Raw genomic sequence first — 15,840 nt, 5'->3', positions numbered from 1 at the left:
CAAGTCCTTAAGCGAACTGGAAGCCATTCAGCAGGCCCAGATGGCCCGGGTGCTTACTGAGGCCTACCTGCAGGGCGGTTTGCTGGCCCTGGTGGCCAGGGCTTTTTGCGCCGCCCTTGCCGTCAGGTGGCCGCCGTTCTTGCCGGGGAAAAGCCACTCCCCGGAAAGGCCCGAAAGATACCCGGCCAGGACACGCCTAGCCGTAGCGTTCAGGGGCACCTCCCGGTACTTGCCGCCCTTGCCACGCCGCACACCACGTGGCCGGAACGCTCCCGGATAACCACGTCCGCAGCCCTCAAGGACACCGCCTCCGAAACTCTAAGCCCGTCAGGGCGGAAAACGGGATATTTTGCCCCAAAATATACTTTCAATGTCCTGAAGAAAAGGGGTTTTTCAAGGGATGGACTCAGGGTGCAGGGTGTGTTTCACCCCCTAGCCTTTGCTGCGTTTCCCTTTACCCCGGTAAACCAGCCCGCTTTCAACCACCGCCCGCTCCACTGCGTCCTTCTTCTGCGGGTCCCACAGCCCGTTTTTCGTCCGGGTGTGGAAGTCTTCCGTGCTGACGCCGCACCCCGTGCAGCGGCAGTAACCCAGGGCGGGGTCGTACCCGTAGGGCATGGTCCGGTCGCAATAGGGGCAGAAGAGTTCCACCGGCCCCTGCCTCTGGCTTTTTCTTTTCTTTATGGTCCTGTCCATGACAAACAGCTCCTTTCGCAGCTTTACCTTAAAAAAATAAGAACCCTGCCGGTACAGGCAGGGTTCTTCCGGTTTTTTGTGGTGCTGTTTAAAATTTTGTCCATATAAAGCAGGAGATTCCGTTTTTTTGTCGAATAAAGTCCCCCCGTAAAAAGGTGAGCGATGAACTGCGGTCTGTAACGTGGGCGCTTGGACCGGAGTGAGCCAGTAGCGCAACCGCCGCCTGCCAGTTTGTGTTAAAACAGGGAGGGGGCTTTTTATTTATGCAGTCTTTTGTACACCATTCAGAAAATTACCAGATTCTCAAATCCCTTCACAGCCTGGTTCAAAACATAACTGAAAATCAGAAAGAGTTTTGTCAGAAAGTTGCAGAAATCAAGGACAATCACTACACGCTGGTAAAAAGCTACTACGAAGAATCGCAAAGACTGATTAAAATGTTGAAAGAGACGGCATTCCTGTGCTCCCTAATGTTCAGCATTGAAGACGAAAAGAGCATCTGTGTCAGCGCCATAAACATCCTGCGCAAATTACTCCAGGAACCGGTAACAATCAGGATTTTATGCGCTTCCAGCAGCCGTACCAAGTTGGAAACCGTTGCGGAAGAGAAATCTGCCGCACACGACATCAAAAACGTATGCTCGAAAAGCCCGCTCAACTGCATCGCAATTAAAACGTGCCGCCTTATAATCTACTCACCGCTGGAAAGCACCGTCCCCTGCCCGGAAATGCTGGACTCACCCGACCAGTACACGTATGCCTGTGTCCCGCTGGTCGCGGAGGGCGTGGCATTCGGCTGCATAAATATTCTCTTTGAACACGACACTAAGATGGACCGGTTGAAAGAGAACATAGATTTGATTAACATTCTAGCGGGCTATGCATCGTTGGCAATATACAATAACCGGCTCATCAAAACCGTGAAAAGAGAGGCACTGACAGATAAACTAACCGGTCTTCCCAACCGGCGTTTCGGTATGGAAGCCCTGCAAGGCGAAATCAACCGGAGCAAAAGATACGGCCATGTATTCTCTGTCGCTATGCTGGACATCGATAATTTCAAGCTGGTGAACGACAACTACGGCCACACCGAAGGCGACAAAGTGCTCACGCTGATGGCTGACCTGGCCCGCAAGTGTTTGAGAAATGTGGACCTGGTTGCCAGATTCGGCGGAGAGGAATTTTTAATTATCCTCCCGGAAACCGACATCAAGAGGGCATGCGCGGTCGTCGAACGATTCTGCAGGGTATTTAATGAAGCCAGTTTAACCGATGTCCTGTGCGCAAAGAACCTGACTCTCAGCGGCGGCATCGCTCAGTTTCCGCACGACGGAGAAGACGCCCTTTCGCTGTTAAAAAAAGCGGACGAGAGGCTCTACCTGGCCAAAAGCAGCGGGCGCAACAGGATAGTTGCCGATAAGCTGAACTAAATTCCCGGCTTTCAAGGGAAACCTATCGCACCCGGTTTTGTGTTCTAACGAAGTGAATAAACCGCAGGTACCCGGACAGCACTCCGGGAAAAGAAGCGGCGACCGGTGGTTCAGTTCGACGGCTCTCGCAAAACCACACAGCGATTAAGACAGAAGGCCCCACCAAGAAAACAAAAACACCCGGCAAGGGTCACTTATCTCTGCCGGGTTCAAAATTCTTATTGAAGCAGGAGGCGGGTTAACCAGGGCTCATATCCTGGAAACGATTTCTGCCGCCTGCTCCGGTGTTTCCGCGTCAAGCAATTCATCGTAAAGGAGTTCCAAGGGAGTGTAAATACTTCCCAAACATACATTCCCATGGTATAATATACCTGTGCTCTTTGACAATCGGTATAGGGTTGCAGCGGGTCAATGGGCCGCTGCGTAAAACTGATTCCCGAAAGAGATTGGTGCTTTGAAGTAAGCTCGTATCTACGTAACCGCATGGCGAAGTAGTAGACGCCTATAGACCGGGCCTGGTTGCGGTGACGCGGCCATGTAGCTCACGAGGAAAGCGTAAGACCTGCGGTTTTGCGGGCGGCTTTCCGACGACATGAGAAACCTTCGGGACGAAGCCCCCGGGCTTTATCCCGAGGGAGGTTCACTTAGACCAAAGCGTTTGCCAATAATTTTTTAACCTCGACAAAATCGCTTTCGCTTAACTTCCCTATTTTCTTAACTAAGCTCGAATTTACCGCAAATAACTTGCCCGCACAAACCTTAGAGGGTAGATTAAGACCAGCTTCCTTCCAGTTGTTTAAAGCGTACTCGAAAGCATTTTTCACCGGTTGCCCTGATATTGCCGCTACGACAACTAAGCCTGTCACCGCAGTAAATTCGGGTTTACTTACAACAAGAGCGGGCCGCACTTTCGCCCCGCTCAGGTTAGAATAAGCGAAATTAGTAACCACTACCTCACCAGGATTTGGCATAGGCTTTATCCACCTCCGGGTCATTCCAGTCGTCGAAAATTTCTTCCGGGTCCCGGAGTGGCGTCGCTATCCGCCGAAGTAATTCCTTGTAAAGAATTTTTGCTTCCTCAATCGAAAGCTGGTTTATTTCCTGAAGAAGCTCTTCTATCTTGCCCATAAGAATCACCCCACGACTATAATAACACAACGTTTTTATCATAGCCACTCCCTTCCAAAAAATGCCGGTCACCCGGACGCGGGCGTCGTTCAGCTTTTCCCGGAGGCTTCGCCAGCTCAGGGGAGTTTGCCCGCTGGTTCAGGGGCAGGGCGGCTTCCTGCGCCTTTAACTGACCGCAAAGTGCGCTTCCTCAAGCTCCGGAGCGCCCGGACAATGGAAGAAAACAGCTTCCCATTGCCGTTTGTTTGCTGACATCCCCCGCGCAACCGCAATTTTTCAGGCTTCAGAAGACCTGAAGCACGAAACATTTCAGGTAATACGTTTCCGGCGAAGCGAGAAGCATGGGGTGGTCTTTGGCCTGGCGGCGCATTTCCACCAGGCGCAACTGCCGCCCTGCATCCCGGGCAGCATCCAGCAATACTTCCAGGAAGAGATCCTCGGTCATATGGTAAGAACAGGAGCAGGTAACCAGAAAACCACCTGAAGGTAACAGCTTCATGGCCCGCAAGTTGATCTCCTTGTAGCCCCGGATGGCCCCTTCCAGCGCCTCTTTGGATTTGGTAAAGGCCGGCGGATCGAGAATAATTAAGTCAAACCTTTCCCCGGCCCGGTCCATGGCCCGCAGTTCATCAAAAGCGTTACCCTCCCGGAAGGTGCAAACCTGCCCGAACCCGTTCCGGGCCGCGTTTTCCCGGGCCATCTCCAGGGCGTCGCCCGCCACATCAATACCCAGCACCTCTCTGGCCCCGAAACGGGCGGCATAGACGGAAAAAGTGCCGGTGTGGCAAAAACAATCCAGCACCCGGGCTCCCCCGGCCAGCCCCTCCAGGGCCAGCCGGTTTTCCCGTTGATCTAAAAAATACCCTGTTTTCTGCCCTCCGGCCAGGTCCACCAGAAAGCGCAACCCATTTTCTTCTATCTCCACTACCGGATTAAAGGGGCCTTTAAGAAAGCCCGTCACCAGGGGCAGCCCCTCCAGTTCCCGTACCGGCACGTCGTTTCTTTCGTAAATACCGGCGGGATTCAATAGCTCATCCAGAAGCTCGACAATTGTATTTTTGTGCACGTCTATTCCCAGGGCCAGGGTCTGAACGGACAGGTAATCGCCAAACCGGTCCACGATCAGCGCGGGCAGAAAATCGGCCTCGGCAAAAACCAGGCGACAGGCATTAGTATGCCGCACCACCCGGCGGCGGTATTCCAGGGCCGCCACTAAACGCCGGCGAAAAAACTTCCGGTCAATCTTTTCCCCCTGCTCCCGGGTAAAGAGGCGTACCAGGATCTGGGAGGAGGGGTTAATGTAACCCCGTCCCACAAACCGCCCCCGGTGTTCCACCACTTCCACCACATCGCCGGGGTTAAAATGACCGTGAATATCTTCCACCTCGGTGCGGTAAACCCAGGGATGTCCGTTTAAGACCCGGTGATGCCGGCCCCGGGTTAGCTTCACTACTGCCATAAAGTCACCTCTTAACACCGCCTACCAATCTCTCCGACCGTTTCTGCACCTCGTGGTAAATCTCTTCCTCGTCCATGGTCAGCACCTGTCTTTTCTCCATAACCACCCGGCCGTCTATGATGACCGTTTCCACATCCGCCGACCGGGCTGCGTAAACCAGGTGGGCCACCAGGTCATGCCTCGGGTAGAAATGGGGTTGGTCAAGATTAATTAAAATAATATCCGCTTTATAACCGGGTTTAAGCAGGCCCACATCATGAAATCCCAGCACCCGGGCACCGTTTACTGTGGCCATGGACAGGGCATCAAAGGCAGCCAGGGCCGTGGGATCCATGGTGGCCACCTTCTGAAGCAGCGCCGCAGAACGCATCTCTTCCATCATATCCAGGTTATTGTTGCTGGCCGCCCCGTCGGTGCCCAGGCCCACCAGCGCTCCGGCAGCCAGCAAACGGGTCACCGGGGCAATACCGCTGGCCAGTTTCATATTGCTTTCAGGGTTATGGGCTACACCTACCTTCTTTTCGGCCAGAATGCGGATGTCGTTTTCATCGAGATGGACGCAATGGGCAGCCAGCACGGGAAACTCAAACAGGCCCACCTCATCCATGAGCACAACAGGTGTTTTGCCGTATTTCTGACGTATTTCCTCGATCTCAGCCCGGGTTTCCGCAATGTGGATGTGGATTCCCACCTTCAAATCGGCAGCAACTTCCATAACCCGGTTCAAAAAATCGGGCGGGCAGGTATAGGGTGCATGGGGTCCCAGCATGGTGGTAATGCGCCCGGCGGCCCGGCCATGCCAGTCACGGATAAAACGGCGGCTGTAGTCCAGGGCCTCCCCCGCCCCAAGGGAAAGCCCAATCATCCCCCGGGACAGGCTGGCCCGTAAGCCCGCCTTTTCCACAGCCCGGGCTGCCTCGTCCATATGGAAGTACATATCGGCAAAGGTAGTGGTCCCGGACCGCATCATTTCCAGGCAGCACAGCATGGTACCCCAGTAAACATCTTCGGGCTCGAGCCGTTCTTCCACAGGCCAGATTTTCTCCTGCAGCCACTGCATTAAGGGCAGGTCGTCGGCATAACCGCGAAATAAAGTCATGGCCGCGTGGGTATGGCAGTTCACGAAGCCCGGCATGGCCAGCATACCCCGGGCGTCGATTACCCGGTCAAAGGTGCGCTCCGGGGAAACGCTCCCGGCCGGACCTAAATGGGTTATATACTGCCCCTCAACAATTATTTCCCCGTTCGGCAGCAGAGACTCAGGTTTTTCCATGGTCAGCACGGCGGCTCCGCGGATCAACATACCCATTATTAACTCCTCCAAACCCCAAAAACTTTTCCAAACTTTCGCGGGCAGAACTTGATACCGTCCCGGCAGGCCGGCCATACTTTACCGGTCGTTCACGGCGTAATTCCGCACGGCGGCCTGGCTGTAACTGTTCAGGTAAGAATCCCTCAATGCCTGCACCTCGTCTGGCGGTAAGATGGCGGGCTTTCCCACCAGGTCGGCCCAGACATAAACCTTGGCCGATTTCTCTACTATCTGGCAGACCATAAATGCTTCTTCCAGGTTGCGCCCGACTCCGACAACGCCGTGGTTGGCCAGGAGCACCGCCCCCCGGTTTCCCAGAGCCTCCACTGCCGCCCGGGCCAGTTCCTCCGTACCAGCCCGGGCATAGCTGGCCACGGGCACACCATCGCCCACCGTCTGGGCCAGGTCCTCCAAAATAGGAGGGATAGGCTTGCGGGCCACGGCCAGGGCGCTGGCAAAAACACTGTGGGTATGCATCACGGCATAGACGTCGGGACGGGCGCGGTAAATGGCCAGATGTAACTGGAATTCCGTGGAGGGACGACGTTCTCCCTCCACCACCCGGCCGTTCATATCCATAACCACCATATCCCGGACCTGCAGGGTGGTATAGGGCAAGCCGCTGGGCGTGATCACCACCAGATCTTCCCTGGGAACCCGGGCGGAAAGATTGCCCCAGGTACCCGTCACCAGCCCGCTGGTGGCCATGCGCAGGCCCATTTTATATACCTGTTCTTTGTACTTTTCCGCTGCCACCGTCATGAAAAACCAATTCCTCCCCCAACTGGACGGTCCTTGAGTTCATTCAACTTGCCAGCTCTGGATATAGGCCTCCTGGTCCGGTGTCAACCGATCAATTTCAATGCCCAGGGAAGAAAGTTTCAGTTCCGCCACCTGCCGGTCCAACTCAGCCGGTACCAGGTATAGACGGGGCGCCAGGCGGTCTTTATTTTGCCAGATATAGCGGGCGGACAGGGCCTGCAGGGCAAAGGACATGTCCATGATCTCTGCCGGATGACCGTCCCCGGCGGCCAGATTCACCAGGCGACCCTCCCCCAGGAGGTAAATGCGTCGCCCGTCGGGCAGGGTGAATTCTTCGATGTTCTGCCGCACCACCCGGCGGGAAATGGCCGCTGCGGCCAGCTCGGGCTTGTTGATCTCCACGTCAAAGTGGCCGGCATTGGCGAGAATGGCCCCGTCCTTCATGCGCCGGAAGTGCTCACCCTTTAAAACATCGCGGCAGCCGGTAACGGTGATGAAGATATCCCCCACCCCGGCAGCCTGCTCGCTTTTCATCACCAGGTAGCCGTCCATATATGCCTCCAGGGCCCTGACCGGGTCCACCTCACAGACCACTACTCTGGCGCCCAACCCGGCGGCACGCATGGCCACCCCCCTGCCGCACCAGCCGTAACCCAGCACCACCACGGTCTTGCCCGCCACCAGCAAATTGGTGGTGCGCATGATACCGGCCCATACCGATTCCCCGGTCCCGTAGCGGTTATCAAAAAGGAACTTACACCGGGCATCGTTGACGGCAATCATGGGGAAAAGGAGTTTTCCTTCCCGCTCCATGGCTTTCAGGCGGGATACCCCGGTGGTGGTTTCCTCGCATCCCCCGGCTACCTCCGAGGCCAGTTCCCGGCAACGGGTATGCAGCAGGTGAACCAGGTCACCGCCGTCATCGATCACCACATGGGGGCGAATTTCCAGCACCTTAATCAGGTGATCTATATATTCCTGGGTGGTGGCGTCATGCCAGGCATAGACGTGGATACCTGCCGCTGCCAAAGCCGCGGCCACGTCGTCCTGCGTAGAGAGGGGATTGGACCCGGAAATGGCCACCTGTGCCCCGCCGGCTTTGAGTACCTCGGCCAGGTAAGCCGTTTTGGCTTCCAGGTGAATGCTCATGGCCACCCGCACTCCGGCAAAGGGCTTTTCCCTTTCGAATTCATCCCGGATGGCATTCAGAACCGGCATGTGAACCCGCACCCAGTCTATTTTCAGCCTGCCCCCGGGCGCCAGGTTGATGTCCCGTACAAGATAGTCCTGCATCTTCTGCTGCTCTCCTTCAATTTTTATGTTCTACGGTCACACTACACCATTACCCCGCACCAGCCCGGCCAGGCTTTCCCCGTATGGCGGCCGGGCCACCCCCCGGTCGGTAATAATGGCCGTCACCAGCCGGGCCGGGGTAACGTCAAAGGCGGGGTTCCACACCTTAACACCGGCGGGAGCCACCGGTACACCGGCCAGGTGGGTTACTTCTTCCGGCTCCCGCTCCTCAATGGGAATATCCTTACCGCTGGCCAGGGAAAGGTCTATGGTGGACAGGGGGGCAGCCACATAAAAGGGCAGGCCGTGTTCTTTAGCCAGTACGGCCAGGCCGTAGGTACCGATTTTGTTGGCCACGTCCCCGTTGGCCGCAATGCGGTCCGCCCCCACCACCACCAGGTCCACCATGCCCCGGGCCATAAGATAAGCGGCCATATTATCGGTGATCAGGGTAACCGGTATATTATCCTGGATCAACTCCCAGGTGGTAAGGCGTGCTCCCTGCAACAGGGGCCGGGTCTCATCGGCATAAACGCTCACCTGTTTTCCCGCTTCGTGGGCGGCCCGGATTACCCCCAGGGCAGTGCCGTAGCCGGCCGTGGCCAGCGCGCCGGCATTGCAATGGGTTAGAATCCTTGCCCCGTGGGGAACCAGCTCCTGGCCAAATTGCCCGATGCGCTTATTGCCCTCCAGATCCTCCCGGTAAATGGTGTGGGCCTCGCTAAGTAAAAGCCCCGTTAATTCTTCCGGTTCTGTGGCCGTGGAAGCCTCCAGCCGGGCCAGCAGGCGGTTTAAGGCCCAGGCAAGGTTGACGGCCGTGGGCCGGGTGGAGGCAAGAACACCTGCCACCTCCCGGGCCCGGGCAAGCAGTTGCTCGCGGTTTTTAGCTCCCGCCGCCAGCACCCCCAGTACCAGGCCGTAGGCCGCCGCCGCGCCGATGGCCGGCGCCCCCCGCACCCGCAAGCTACGAATGGCCTCAGCTACAGTTTCGTGATCCCGGCAGTGGATATATTCCACCATACCGGGCAATTTAGTTTGATCCAGGAGCACCAGCGTCCCGTTCTCCCAGCGCATAGTGTCCAAGGTGCCCACCCCTTCCTTTATTTCACGGCCGAGGGATCCAGCGGTGAATCGTGACACAGGCAGGTGCGATCCGGGTCCAAAAGCTCAATGGCCCGCATAACCAGCCGGCGCAGGTTGCCTGCATTTTCGGCCATCACATCCACCACTTCCTGGTGGGAGAGGCGGGTGGGCGAAATACCTGCAGCAAAATTGGTCACCATAGCAATGGTGGCGTAACAAATACCCGCCTCCCGGGCCAGGACCACCTCGGGCACGCTGGTCATGCCCACCAGATCTCCCCCCAGTTGACGGAACATGCGGATCTCCGCCGGGGTTTCGAAGCGCGGCCCTTCAGTACAAACATAAGTACCTTTGAAATGATACTCAAGGTCCAGTTCCTGTGCAGCCCGGGCTAAAGTCGACCGCAATTCCGGACAATAGGGGTCAGTCATGTCCAGGTGGACCACCCCTTTCTCCACAAAAGTCTGAACCCGGGACCTGGTGAAATCCAGAAATTGATCCACGAAAACAAACTGTTTGGGCTTCATTTCCGGATTCAAAGAACCCACAGCAGCCGTGGCAAAGACGTTTTTCACCCCCAGTTGCCTGAGACCCCAAATGTTGGCCCGGTAGTTAACAAGGTGTGGGGGCACCGAGTGGTCTTCCCCGTGCCGGGCCATAAAGGCCACCTCCCTGCCCCGGTAGGTACCGATTTTTACCCAGGCCGGACCAAAGGGAGTTTCCAGGCGTTTTTGGCTAACATCGCTTAAAATATTGGGATCGTACACTCCCGTCCCGCCAATGATGGCTATGCGTACAGTCATAATGAAAGCCCTCCGTAGCACTATTTCCCGCCGGAACAGCCATGCCATCCATCGGGTTTTTAATTAGCCTTCTTTTTAACCTTTCCTACTATTCGCCTTTCCTCCCCACTTTCCTTTCAGCTTTTAAAAATATTGAACCACCAACAAATCATTGACAGGGCAAGAAGGGCTACTTTAAAATAATCGTAATATATGGATAAAACGATAGCAGGTGATGCTATGAACAAAGTCCAGCAATACGAGGAAAAGGCCGAACTCCTGAAGGCCCTGGCCCACCCCATTCGCCTGTGCATTGTAGACGGGCTGATCAACAACGAATGCAACGTAACCAGAATGCGTGAATGCCTCGATTTGCCACAATCCACCGTTTCCCAACATTTAGGCATTTTGAAATCCCGCGGAATCATCAGGGGCCGGCGCAAAGGAACGGAAATTTGTTATACCGTGACCAATGAACTGGTCAAAGATTTGATGAAGGTCTTAATGAATGTTGGAGCGCATAACCGGAGCCTTGAAAGAAAAGACTAAATAATGAGGTGGTTGACTTGTCTTTGCTTACCGAAAAGGAAATTCTCAATAATGCCATTAAACTGGCCATGGATATGGAACAAAAGCGCCAGTCAAAATACGCGTTTTTAGCCCGCAACGCCCGGGATAAAAAGTTAAAGGAACTCTTTGGCCACTTTGCCGTGGCAAGCCGCCGGCGTGTTGCCATGCTTAAAAAGGAAATGAAGGAATTGAACATTCGTTGAGGTGGAAAAAACATGAATAAACTGGATTTACTGTACGATGTACTGATAGACAAGATGTGGAGCCAGACCTTTTACAATGAACAAATGCTGCTGATGGTTAACCCGGTTGCCCGGGAGCTTTTCATGCGTTTGAGGGACGAAGAAACACAACATGTACTTGTGCTGCGCACTGAAATAACAGCCATGGAAGCCAACCCCTTCGCTCCCGCTAAAATGCTGCCCGGGCTGGAAACGCGCCCCCGCTTCCGCCTGTAATTACACTCCGACTCACGCGGAAACTCCCTCACATTTACTCTCCCGGTTTAATCACCCCCAGCCACTCCCCCAGCCACAGAACCAGGATCATTCCAGTTACATTCAACATCAGGCTATACTCCAGCGTCCAATGCAGGTACCGGAAATTACCCGTAATGAACATCAACCGCTCCACAAATAAGAACAATGCCGCCACCACCAGCACGTACGGCAGGCGCAAGCGGCGCCGGGACGGGTAAAACCGGGACAAAATAATACCGTTGGGAAAAACGGATAAGAGGTACAGCAAGGGTAGCCCCCCCAAAGCCGGCACGCCGTAGTGATAGGAAAAAGCCCCTAAATCGATAAGGGTGCTATCCAGGATATAGGCAACTGCCAGGGCAACCAGACCCACAGGCCAGAACTGAAGCCAGCCTTTCTTTCCCACCGCTAATATAGATAATCCCAGTGAAAAGACAAACCACATCAACCAGGCCAAAGCCACATTCCCACCCTAACATTTCACGATTCCAGCCTTCTGATTACCAGCAGCCACAGGACCACGGCCAGGGCCACCCCAACAGAAAAAACGGTAAAAGTAAAGAGATTCACCCCATACCCCCCATCAGGTGGCAAACCCAATTTCTAAAAAAGCCGACTTAATTGCTGGGGAACCCGTGTAAATTTGATACCTACCGAATCCCCGGTATTGCAGCCCCGATCCAGAGAGAGGAACCCGGCTGGAACAAAGGATTAACCCGGGCTACCCCAGCCCACCCGCAGGCTTTCCACAAGCCAGGCCAGGCCAGCGAAGACCAGCGTATTCACAAGTAGACTGGCAAAATGATCCCAGTGGGTGTATACCAGAACGCCCGCCAGCATAAACATATGCTCTTCCAACAGGAACAGGCCGGTAAAGGCCATAATATGGAGCCCCTGGAGCCAGCGCAGGGAAGGAAGGTACTGGCCGAAAAGGGCACCCATGGTAAACACAGGTCCAAAGGTAAAAAACGCTGAAGAATAAAAGATAGAAAGCACGGGATCGGACACACGGTAAAGATTCAGGTAATGTCCTATATTATCTGTTAAAAGCTGCACAACCACAGCCGCCAGCCCCCCCACCAGCAGGGGCACGTATCTCCGGCGGTCCGCCAGGGCAAAAAAAACCAGCCAGCTAATCGTAAAGGAAATTACCCAGGGCACCATTGACTGCCTCCTCGGGATTAACTTTTATCCCTACCGCAAACGTGTCTTAACCCGCCTTTTTAAGCAGGGTTTCATTATACTAGCTCAAAAAACAGCTCAAAACATCAACTCATAATATCCCCTGCCGCAACCAACACTATGAGCACAGCCGAAAAAAGAAGCAGGCTTTTTTGTGAAGTCCCAAAACACCACTGTATCGCCGGACTCCTCCTTTACGAGCCCGAGCAGTCTTTTATAACTTATGCCCGGGAGAGGATAAATTTTGCGTGTGGCCATCATCGGAGCAGGCCCCAGCGGTCTGGCCTGCGCCCTGGAACTACAACGTCTGGGTATTAAACCGGTTATCTTTGAGCGTTATCACCGCGTAGGCCACCCGGTGGAGCGGGTGGATATGCTTTTACACCTGGCGTGGCTTCCCGTAAAAGACCAGCTGGATCATCTGGCCCGTAAATGCGGTTTTTATTTGCACCCCCTGGCTCCCCTGCGCTCTATTGTCATGCACAGCCCCGGCCACCAGGCGGTCATACGGTCACCGCGCCTGGGATATCTGCTTTCCCGGGGGCGTTCCCCCCTTTCCATTGAAAACCAGATGGCAGCCGGGCTCAGCTCGCCGGTAGTTTTTGAGACCATTGCCGATCCGCAGGACCTGGCCAGGGAATTCGATTGGGTGGTGGTGGCCACGGGAGACAGCAAACCCGCCCGCCAACTGGGCCTGTGGCAGGAATATTCCAATGTAGTTATCAAAGGAGCCCTGGTACTGGGGCAATTTGATCCCCATACCTTTCATATGTTCTGGGACACCCGTTACGCGGGTCACAGCTATGGTTATCTGGCTCCCTTCGACCGGGGTCGAGCCAGTATCCACCTCTGTGTAGGGGGGATTAAACCCGAAGAAATGGATGATTACTGGGAACTTTTTCTGGAAGCGGAGAAACTGCATTATCACACCATAGAGACTTATGAGCAACAATTTCACTGCGGCCGGATCACCCGTCACCAGGTGGGCAACATCCTTCTGGTTGGTAATAGCGGGGGCTTTGTCAGCAACCTCCTCGGCCTGGGCCTTTTTCCTGGGATGATCAGTGGAGTGCTGGCCGCCCGGGCCATTGCCGGCAATGATGATTATGAAAGGCTGGTGAAGCCCTTGACCCGGCGCATTAACGAACTGAACGAGTTGCGCTCAAAGCTTGACAAACTGGACAACCACGGTCTGGACCGCCTGGTAGGCATTCTGGGGATGCCCGGCATAAAGCATCTTATTTACCACTCCGGGTTGGATATAATCCCTAAAATTTATACCATCTTATCCGGGTTTAATAAATTAACCTTTCGCACCCCCTCCGCGCACCCACGCCACCACTAAAAGAAACAAGGGAATTAGAAATGTATGAAACAAAGCGTCTCCGGGAAATACCTTCTTTTCCAGGACCAGAAAATCGGCTAAGGAATGATAGGCGAACAGTGAGTAGACAACCATCCAGATCCCTACTGGCGCCAACAGGAATTGGTAACTGTTCAGGCCCAGCCACTGGGCCAGTCCCAAAGTCACCACATAGTAAAGCAGGGCTAGTTTTATAAAAATGCCTCCCACCCAAACGGCCACGATCACCACATCCAGATGGGTCATTAAGGGTCCCAACCTGATGGCCCGCACCATTTCCAGGGCCGGAAAGTTCATGGCGGCGGTAACCTCTGCGGTAAAAAAACCGATGGCCAGCACGCCAATTTGCATGGCTGCCCCCAGCCCCAGGAGCGCCCACAGACCATTTACCCCGGCCCGGGTCTGGTCACTTAAATATGGATAGAGCATCAGTACAATCACAAATTCGCCTAAGATACTGACCAGGACAACACCTCCCCAGTTCACCGGCCCCAGACCGTGTTCCATCACGGGCAAGAAGTTGCCAAAATCTACCTGAGGCAAAGAACCGAAACCAACAAAAATAAGTGCGGCAAGTCCCAGGGGGAGCAAAATTTCGTTTACCCGGGCTATAACCTCAAGCCCGCCGAAGGCTGCATAAGAGGCCACCAGCACAGCGCTCGTGGTAAAAACCACCAGAGGTGTGCCCGGCATAAAGGCCGTGGCCATTATATCTGCCAAAATACGGGTGACGCTGGCCCCCACAAAAAAGAAAAAAATAACCAGCAATAATCCAATAAGGCTCCCAAGAAAGGGTCCTAAAATTTCCCTACTGTAATGGATAACCGTCTGGCGGGGAAAACGGGCGGCCAGGGCTATGGCCACCGCCCAGATGATCAGGGCATAGAAAACCGCCAGGATTACTGCAATCCAGGCATCCCTTCCGGCTACACCGGCCACCACTGCCGGCAGGTAAACATCGATGGTCGATATGACCAGGGTAAAAAGCAACATGGCTAACTGGCGGGAGGAAATCCGTCCCTTTTCAATGAGGTTGCTGCTTCCACCCTGATTCACTGGCTGGCCCCCCTTTTGCTTCCATGATATTGTGTATGGATACGGGGGTAGATATGCATGGTTGGGGCTTGGATGAAAACCTCAAGGGTATACTAATGTAAAGGTTTGTTTGCGCATGGGAGGGACAAGCATGAGTCGCCACACGCCCCGGATTGCCATTATCGGCGCCGGTATTTCCGGCCTGGCCTGCGCCCTGGAACTGGAGCGCCACGGCATCGCCCCGGCTATTTTTGAGCAACGCTCCCGTGCGGGGGAAACTTTTAACCATGTAGGCGGGCTTTTACAACTTATGTCCCGGCCCATCAAAGACCAGATGGATTACCTGCAAAACGAGCTGCATTTGCCCATCAAGCCCCTGGCCCCCTGGAAAAGAGTAATCATGCATATGCCCAACGTCACCCGCACTGTCACCGGGCACCTGGGTTATTTCCTCCAGCGGGGGCAGGACGAAAATTCCGCGGAAAGCCAGCTCTACTCCCTTTTAAAAACGCCGGTATATTTTAACCGTTACGCCGACTGGCAGGTGCTGGCGCGCCATTACGATTACGTGGTGGTGGCCGACGGCACACCAACGGTCGCGCGCACGCTTGGCTGCTGGCAGGACTTCTTGGAAACCTGGGTGCGGGGAGCGGTGGTACTGGGGAACTTCGACCCCAATACCCTGATCATGTGGGTCAATACTAAATACTCACGCCATACCTACGCCTACCTCACACCTTTTAATGCTCACCGTGCCTCCCTGGTTTTAATAGTCAGCAATAGCAATGCCGATGAGATTGAAGAGAAATGGCGTCTCTTCTGGGAAATGGAAGAGCTTGATTACCAGGTATTGGAAAATTTTTCTCTACAACATATCAGCGGCTACTGCTACCCGCCGCAGGTGGGCAATGTATTAATGATCGGGAATGCCGGGGGCTTTATGGAGCCTTTTTTAGGATTCGGCGTCATGTCCTCCATCAGGAGCGGGGTTTATGCCGGCCGGGCCCTGGCCCGGGGGGAATCCTACACCAACCTGACCCGCGATTTGCGCCGGAAGATCACCCGCCTGGCAACTTTACGCCGGCTACTCAACAATATGAACAACACCGATTTCGACAACCTGGTAAAACTGGTCACCACCCCCGGGATAAAACAGCTCATTTACAATACCAACATTGACATATTACTATACGTCACGGGATTGCTCAACTTCTTGCAGCAAGTAAAGCAAAAAATCCGCCCCGGGATGTAAAAAGAAAACCAGGC

The 15,840-nt window shown here is 54.7% G+C and carries 19 protein-coding genes; 7 read left to right on the top strand and 12 right to left on the bottom strand.

The window, feature by feature from the left end:
- Positions 1-280, top strand: a 280-nt coding sequence (locus tag J2Z49_RS11570) for a hypothetical protein (protein WP_307403115.1), incomplete at its 5' end; no start/stop codon positions are given.
- Positions 281-432: 152 nt separating this feature from the next.
- Here the strand turns inward: J2Z49_RS11570 and J2Z49_RS11565 are convergent.
- Positions 433-696, bottom strand: a complete 264-nt coding sequence (locus J2Z49_RS11565; RefSeq protein ID WP_307403114.1) for a hypothetical protein — start codon at positions 694-696, stop codon at positions 433-435.
- A gap of 233 nt (positions 697-929) precedes the next feature.
- Here J2Z49_RS11565 and J2Z49_RS11560 point away from each other — a divergent pair, with 233 nt between their 5' ends.
- Entirely contained in the window at positions 930-2,126 is a 1,197-nt protein-coding gene (locus J2Z49_RS11560) for a sensor domain-containing diguanylate cyclase (RefSeq protein ID WP_307403113.1), read from the top strand.
- A 644-nt stretch (positions 2,127-2,770) separates the two neighbouring features.
- Here J2Z49_RS11560 and J2Z49_RS11555 read toward each other — a convergent pair.
- From J2Z49_RS11555 to mtnP, 8 genes are all read right to left on the bottom strand, one after another.
- Positions 2,771-3,097: a type II toxin-antitoxin system PemK/MazF family toxin gene (locus J2Z49_RS11555; RefSeq protein WP_307403112.1), complete on the bottom strand. Its 327-nt coding sequence runs from the start codon at positions 3,095-3,097 to the stop codon at positions 2,771-2,773.
- On the bottom strand, positions 3,081-3,254 hold the full coding sequence (locus J2Z49_RS11550; protein ID WP_307403111.1) for a hypothetical protein: 174 nt from the start codon (positions 3,252-3,254) through the stop codon (positions 3,081-3,083). The genes J2Z49_RS11555 and J2Z49_RS11550 overlap by 17 nt, the downstream gene beginning before the upstream one ends.
- Before the next feature lie 283 nt (positions 3,255-3,537).
- The gene (locus J2Z49_RS11545; RefSeq protein ID WP_307403110.1) at positions 3,538-4,713 is read right to left on the bottom strand and encodes a class I SAM-dependent rRNA methyltransferase; all 1,176 of its coding nucleotides are present in this window, start codon (positions 4,711-4,713) and stop codon (positions 3,538-3,540) included.
- A gap of 4 nt (positions 4,714-4,717) precedes the next feature.
- Positions 4,718-6,022 carry an amidohydrolase gene (locus tag J2Z49_RS11540; RefSeq protein WP_407650088.1) on the bottom strand — a complete coding sequence of 435 codons (1,305 nt, stop codon included), beginning with the start codon at positions 6,020-6,022 and terminating at the stop codon, positions 4,718-4,720.
- Positions 6,023-6,103: 81 nt separating this feature from the next.
- Positions 6,104-6,787 carry a class II aldolase/adducin family protein gene (locus tag J2Z49_RS11535; RefSeq protein ID WP_307403109.1) on the bottom strand — a complete coding sequence of 228 codons (684 nt, stop codon included), beginning with the start codon at positions 6,785-6,787 and terminating at the stop codon, positions 6,104-6,106.
- 39 nt (positions 6,788-6,826) lie between these two features.
- Complete coding sequence (locus J2Z49_RS11530; RefSeq protein ID WP_307403108.1) at positions 6,827-8,080, bottom strand: adenosylhomocysteinase; 1,254 nt, start codon at positions 8,078-8,080, stop codon at positions 6,827-6,829.
- A 36-nt stretch (positions 8,081-8,116) separates the two neighbouring features.
- A complete protein-coding gene (gene mtnA, locus J2Z49_RS11525) occupies positions 8,117-9,163 on the bottom strand; it encodes an S-methyl-5-thioribose-1-phosphate isomerase (RefSeq protein WP_307403107.1) in 1,047 nt (348 codons plus the stop codon).
- A gap of 17 nt (positions 9,164-9,180) precedes the next feature.
- Positions 9,181-9,966: an S-methyl-5'-thioadenosine phosphorylase gene (gene mtnP / locus J2Z49_RS11520; protein ID WP_307403106.1), complete on the bottom strand. Its 786-nt coding sequence runs from the start codon at positions 9,964-9,966 to the stop codon at positions 9,181-9,183.
- A gap of 219 nt (positions 9,967-10,185) precedes the next feature.
- On the opposite strand from mtnP, the gene J2Z49_RS11515 reads away from it, so the two are divergent.
- Genes J2Z49_RS11515 through J2Z49_RS11505 form a run of 3 tightly spaced genes read left to right on the top strand, consistent with a single transcriptional unit; the run spans position 10,186 to position 10,973 of the window.
- The gene (locus tag J2Z49_RS11515; RefSeq protein WP_307403105.1) at positions 10,186-10,494 is read left to right on the top strand and encodes an ArsR/SmtB family transcription factor; all 309 of its coding nucleotides are present in this window, start codon (positions 10,186-10,188) and stop codon (positions 10,492-10,494) included.
- 17 nt (positions 10,495-10,511) lie between these two features.
- On the top strand, positions 10,512-10,718 hold the full coding sequence (locus J2Z49_RS11510) for a hypothetical protein (protein WP_307403104.1): 207 nt from the start codon (positions 10,512-10,514) through the stop codon (positions 10,716-10,718).
- 12 nt (positions 10,719-10,730) lie between these two features.
- Entirely contained in the window at positions 10,731-10,973 is a 243-nt protein-coding gene (locus J2Z49_RS11505; RefSeq protein WP_307403103.1) for a hypothetical protein, read from the top strand.
- 34 nt (positions 10,974-11,007) lie between these two features.
- Here the strand turns inward: J2Z49_RS11505 and J2Z49_RS11500 are convergent, their stop codons facing one another.
- Complete coding sequence (locus J2Z49_RS11500; RefSeq protein WP_307403119.1) at positions 11,008-11,439, bottom strand: CBO0543 family protein; 432 nt, start codon at positions 11,437-11,439, stop codon at positions 11,008-11,010.
- 266 nt (positions 11,440-11,705) lie between these two features.
- Positions 11,706-12,158, bottom strand: coding sequence for a hypothetical protein (locus tag J2Z49_RS11495; protein WP_307403102.1), 453 nt, complete (start codon positions 12,156-12,158; stop codon positions 11,706-11,708).
- Positions 12,159-12,426: 268 nt separating this feature from the next.
- On the opposite strand from J2Z49_RS11495, the gene J2Z49_RS11490 reads away from it, so the two are divergent.
- A complete protein-coding gene (locus tag J2Z49_RS11490) occupies positions 12,427-13,521 on the top strand; it encodes an NAD(P)/FAD-dependent oxidoreductase (RefSeq protein WP_307403118.1) in 1,095 nt (364 codons plus the stop codon).
- Here J2Z49_RS11490 and J2Z49_RS11485 read toward each other — a convergent pair.
- Positions 13,480-14,595 (bottom strand): GerAB/ArcD/ProY family transporter, encoded by a 1,116-nt coding sequence (locus J2Z49_RS11485; RefSeq protein ID WP_307403101.1) that lies wholly within the window; start codon positions 14,593-14,595, stop codon positions 13,480-13,482. The genes J2Z49_RS11490 and J2Z49_RS11485 overlap by 42 nt on opposite strands.
- Positions 14,596-14,725: 130 nt before the next feature.
- Between J2Z49_RS11485 and J2Z49_RS11480 the strand changes: the two genes are divergently transcribed.
- A complete protein-coding gene (locus J2Z49_RS11480; RefSeq protein WP_307403100.1) occupies positions 14,726-15,826 on the top strand; it encodes an NAD(P)/FAD-dependent oxidoreductase in 1,101 nt (366 codons plus the stop codon).
- The last annotated feature ends 14 nt before the right edge of the window (positions 15,827-15,840 follow it).

The organism is Desulfofundulus luciae, assembly GCF_030813795.1.
Taxonomy (GTDB): Bacteria; Bacillota; Desulfotomaculia; order Desulfotomaculales; family Desulfovirgulaceae; genus Desulfofundulus; species Desulfofundulus luciae.
This window is presented reverse-complemented; position numbering and strand designations above follow the sequence as displayed.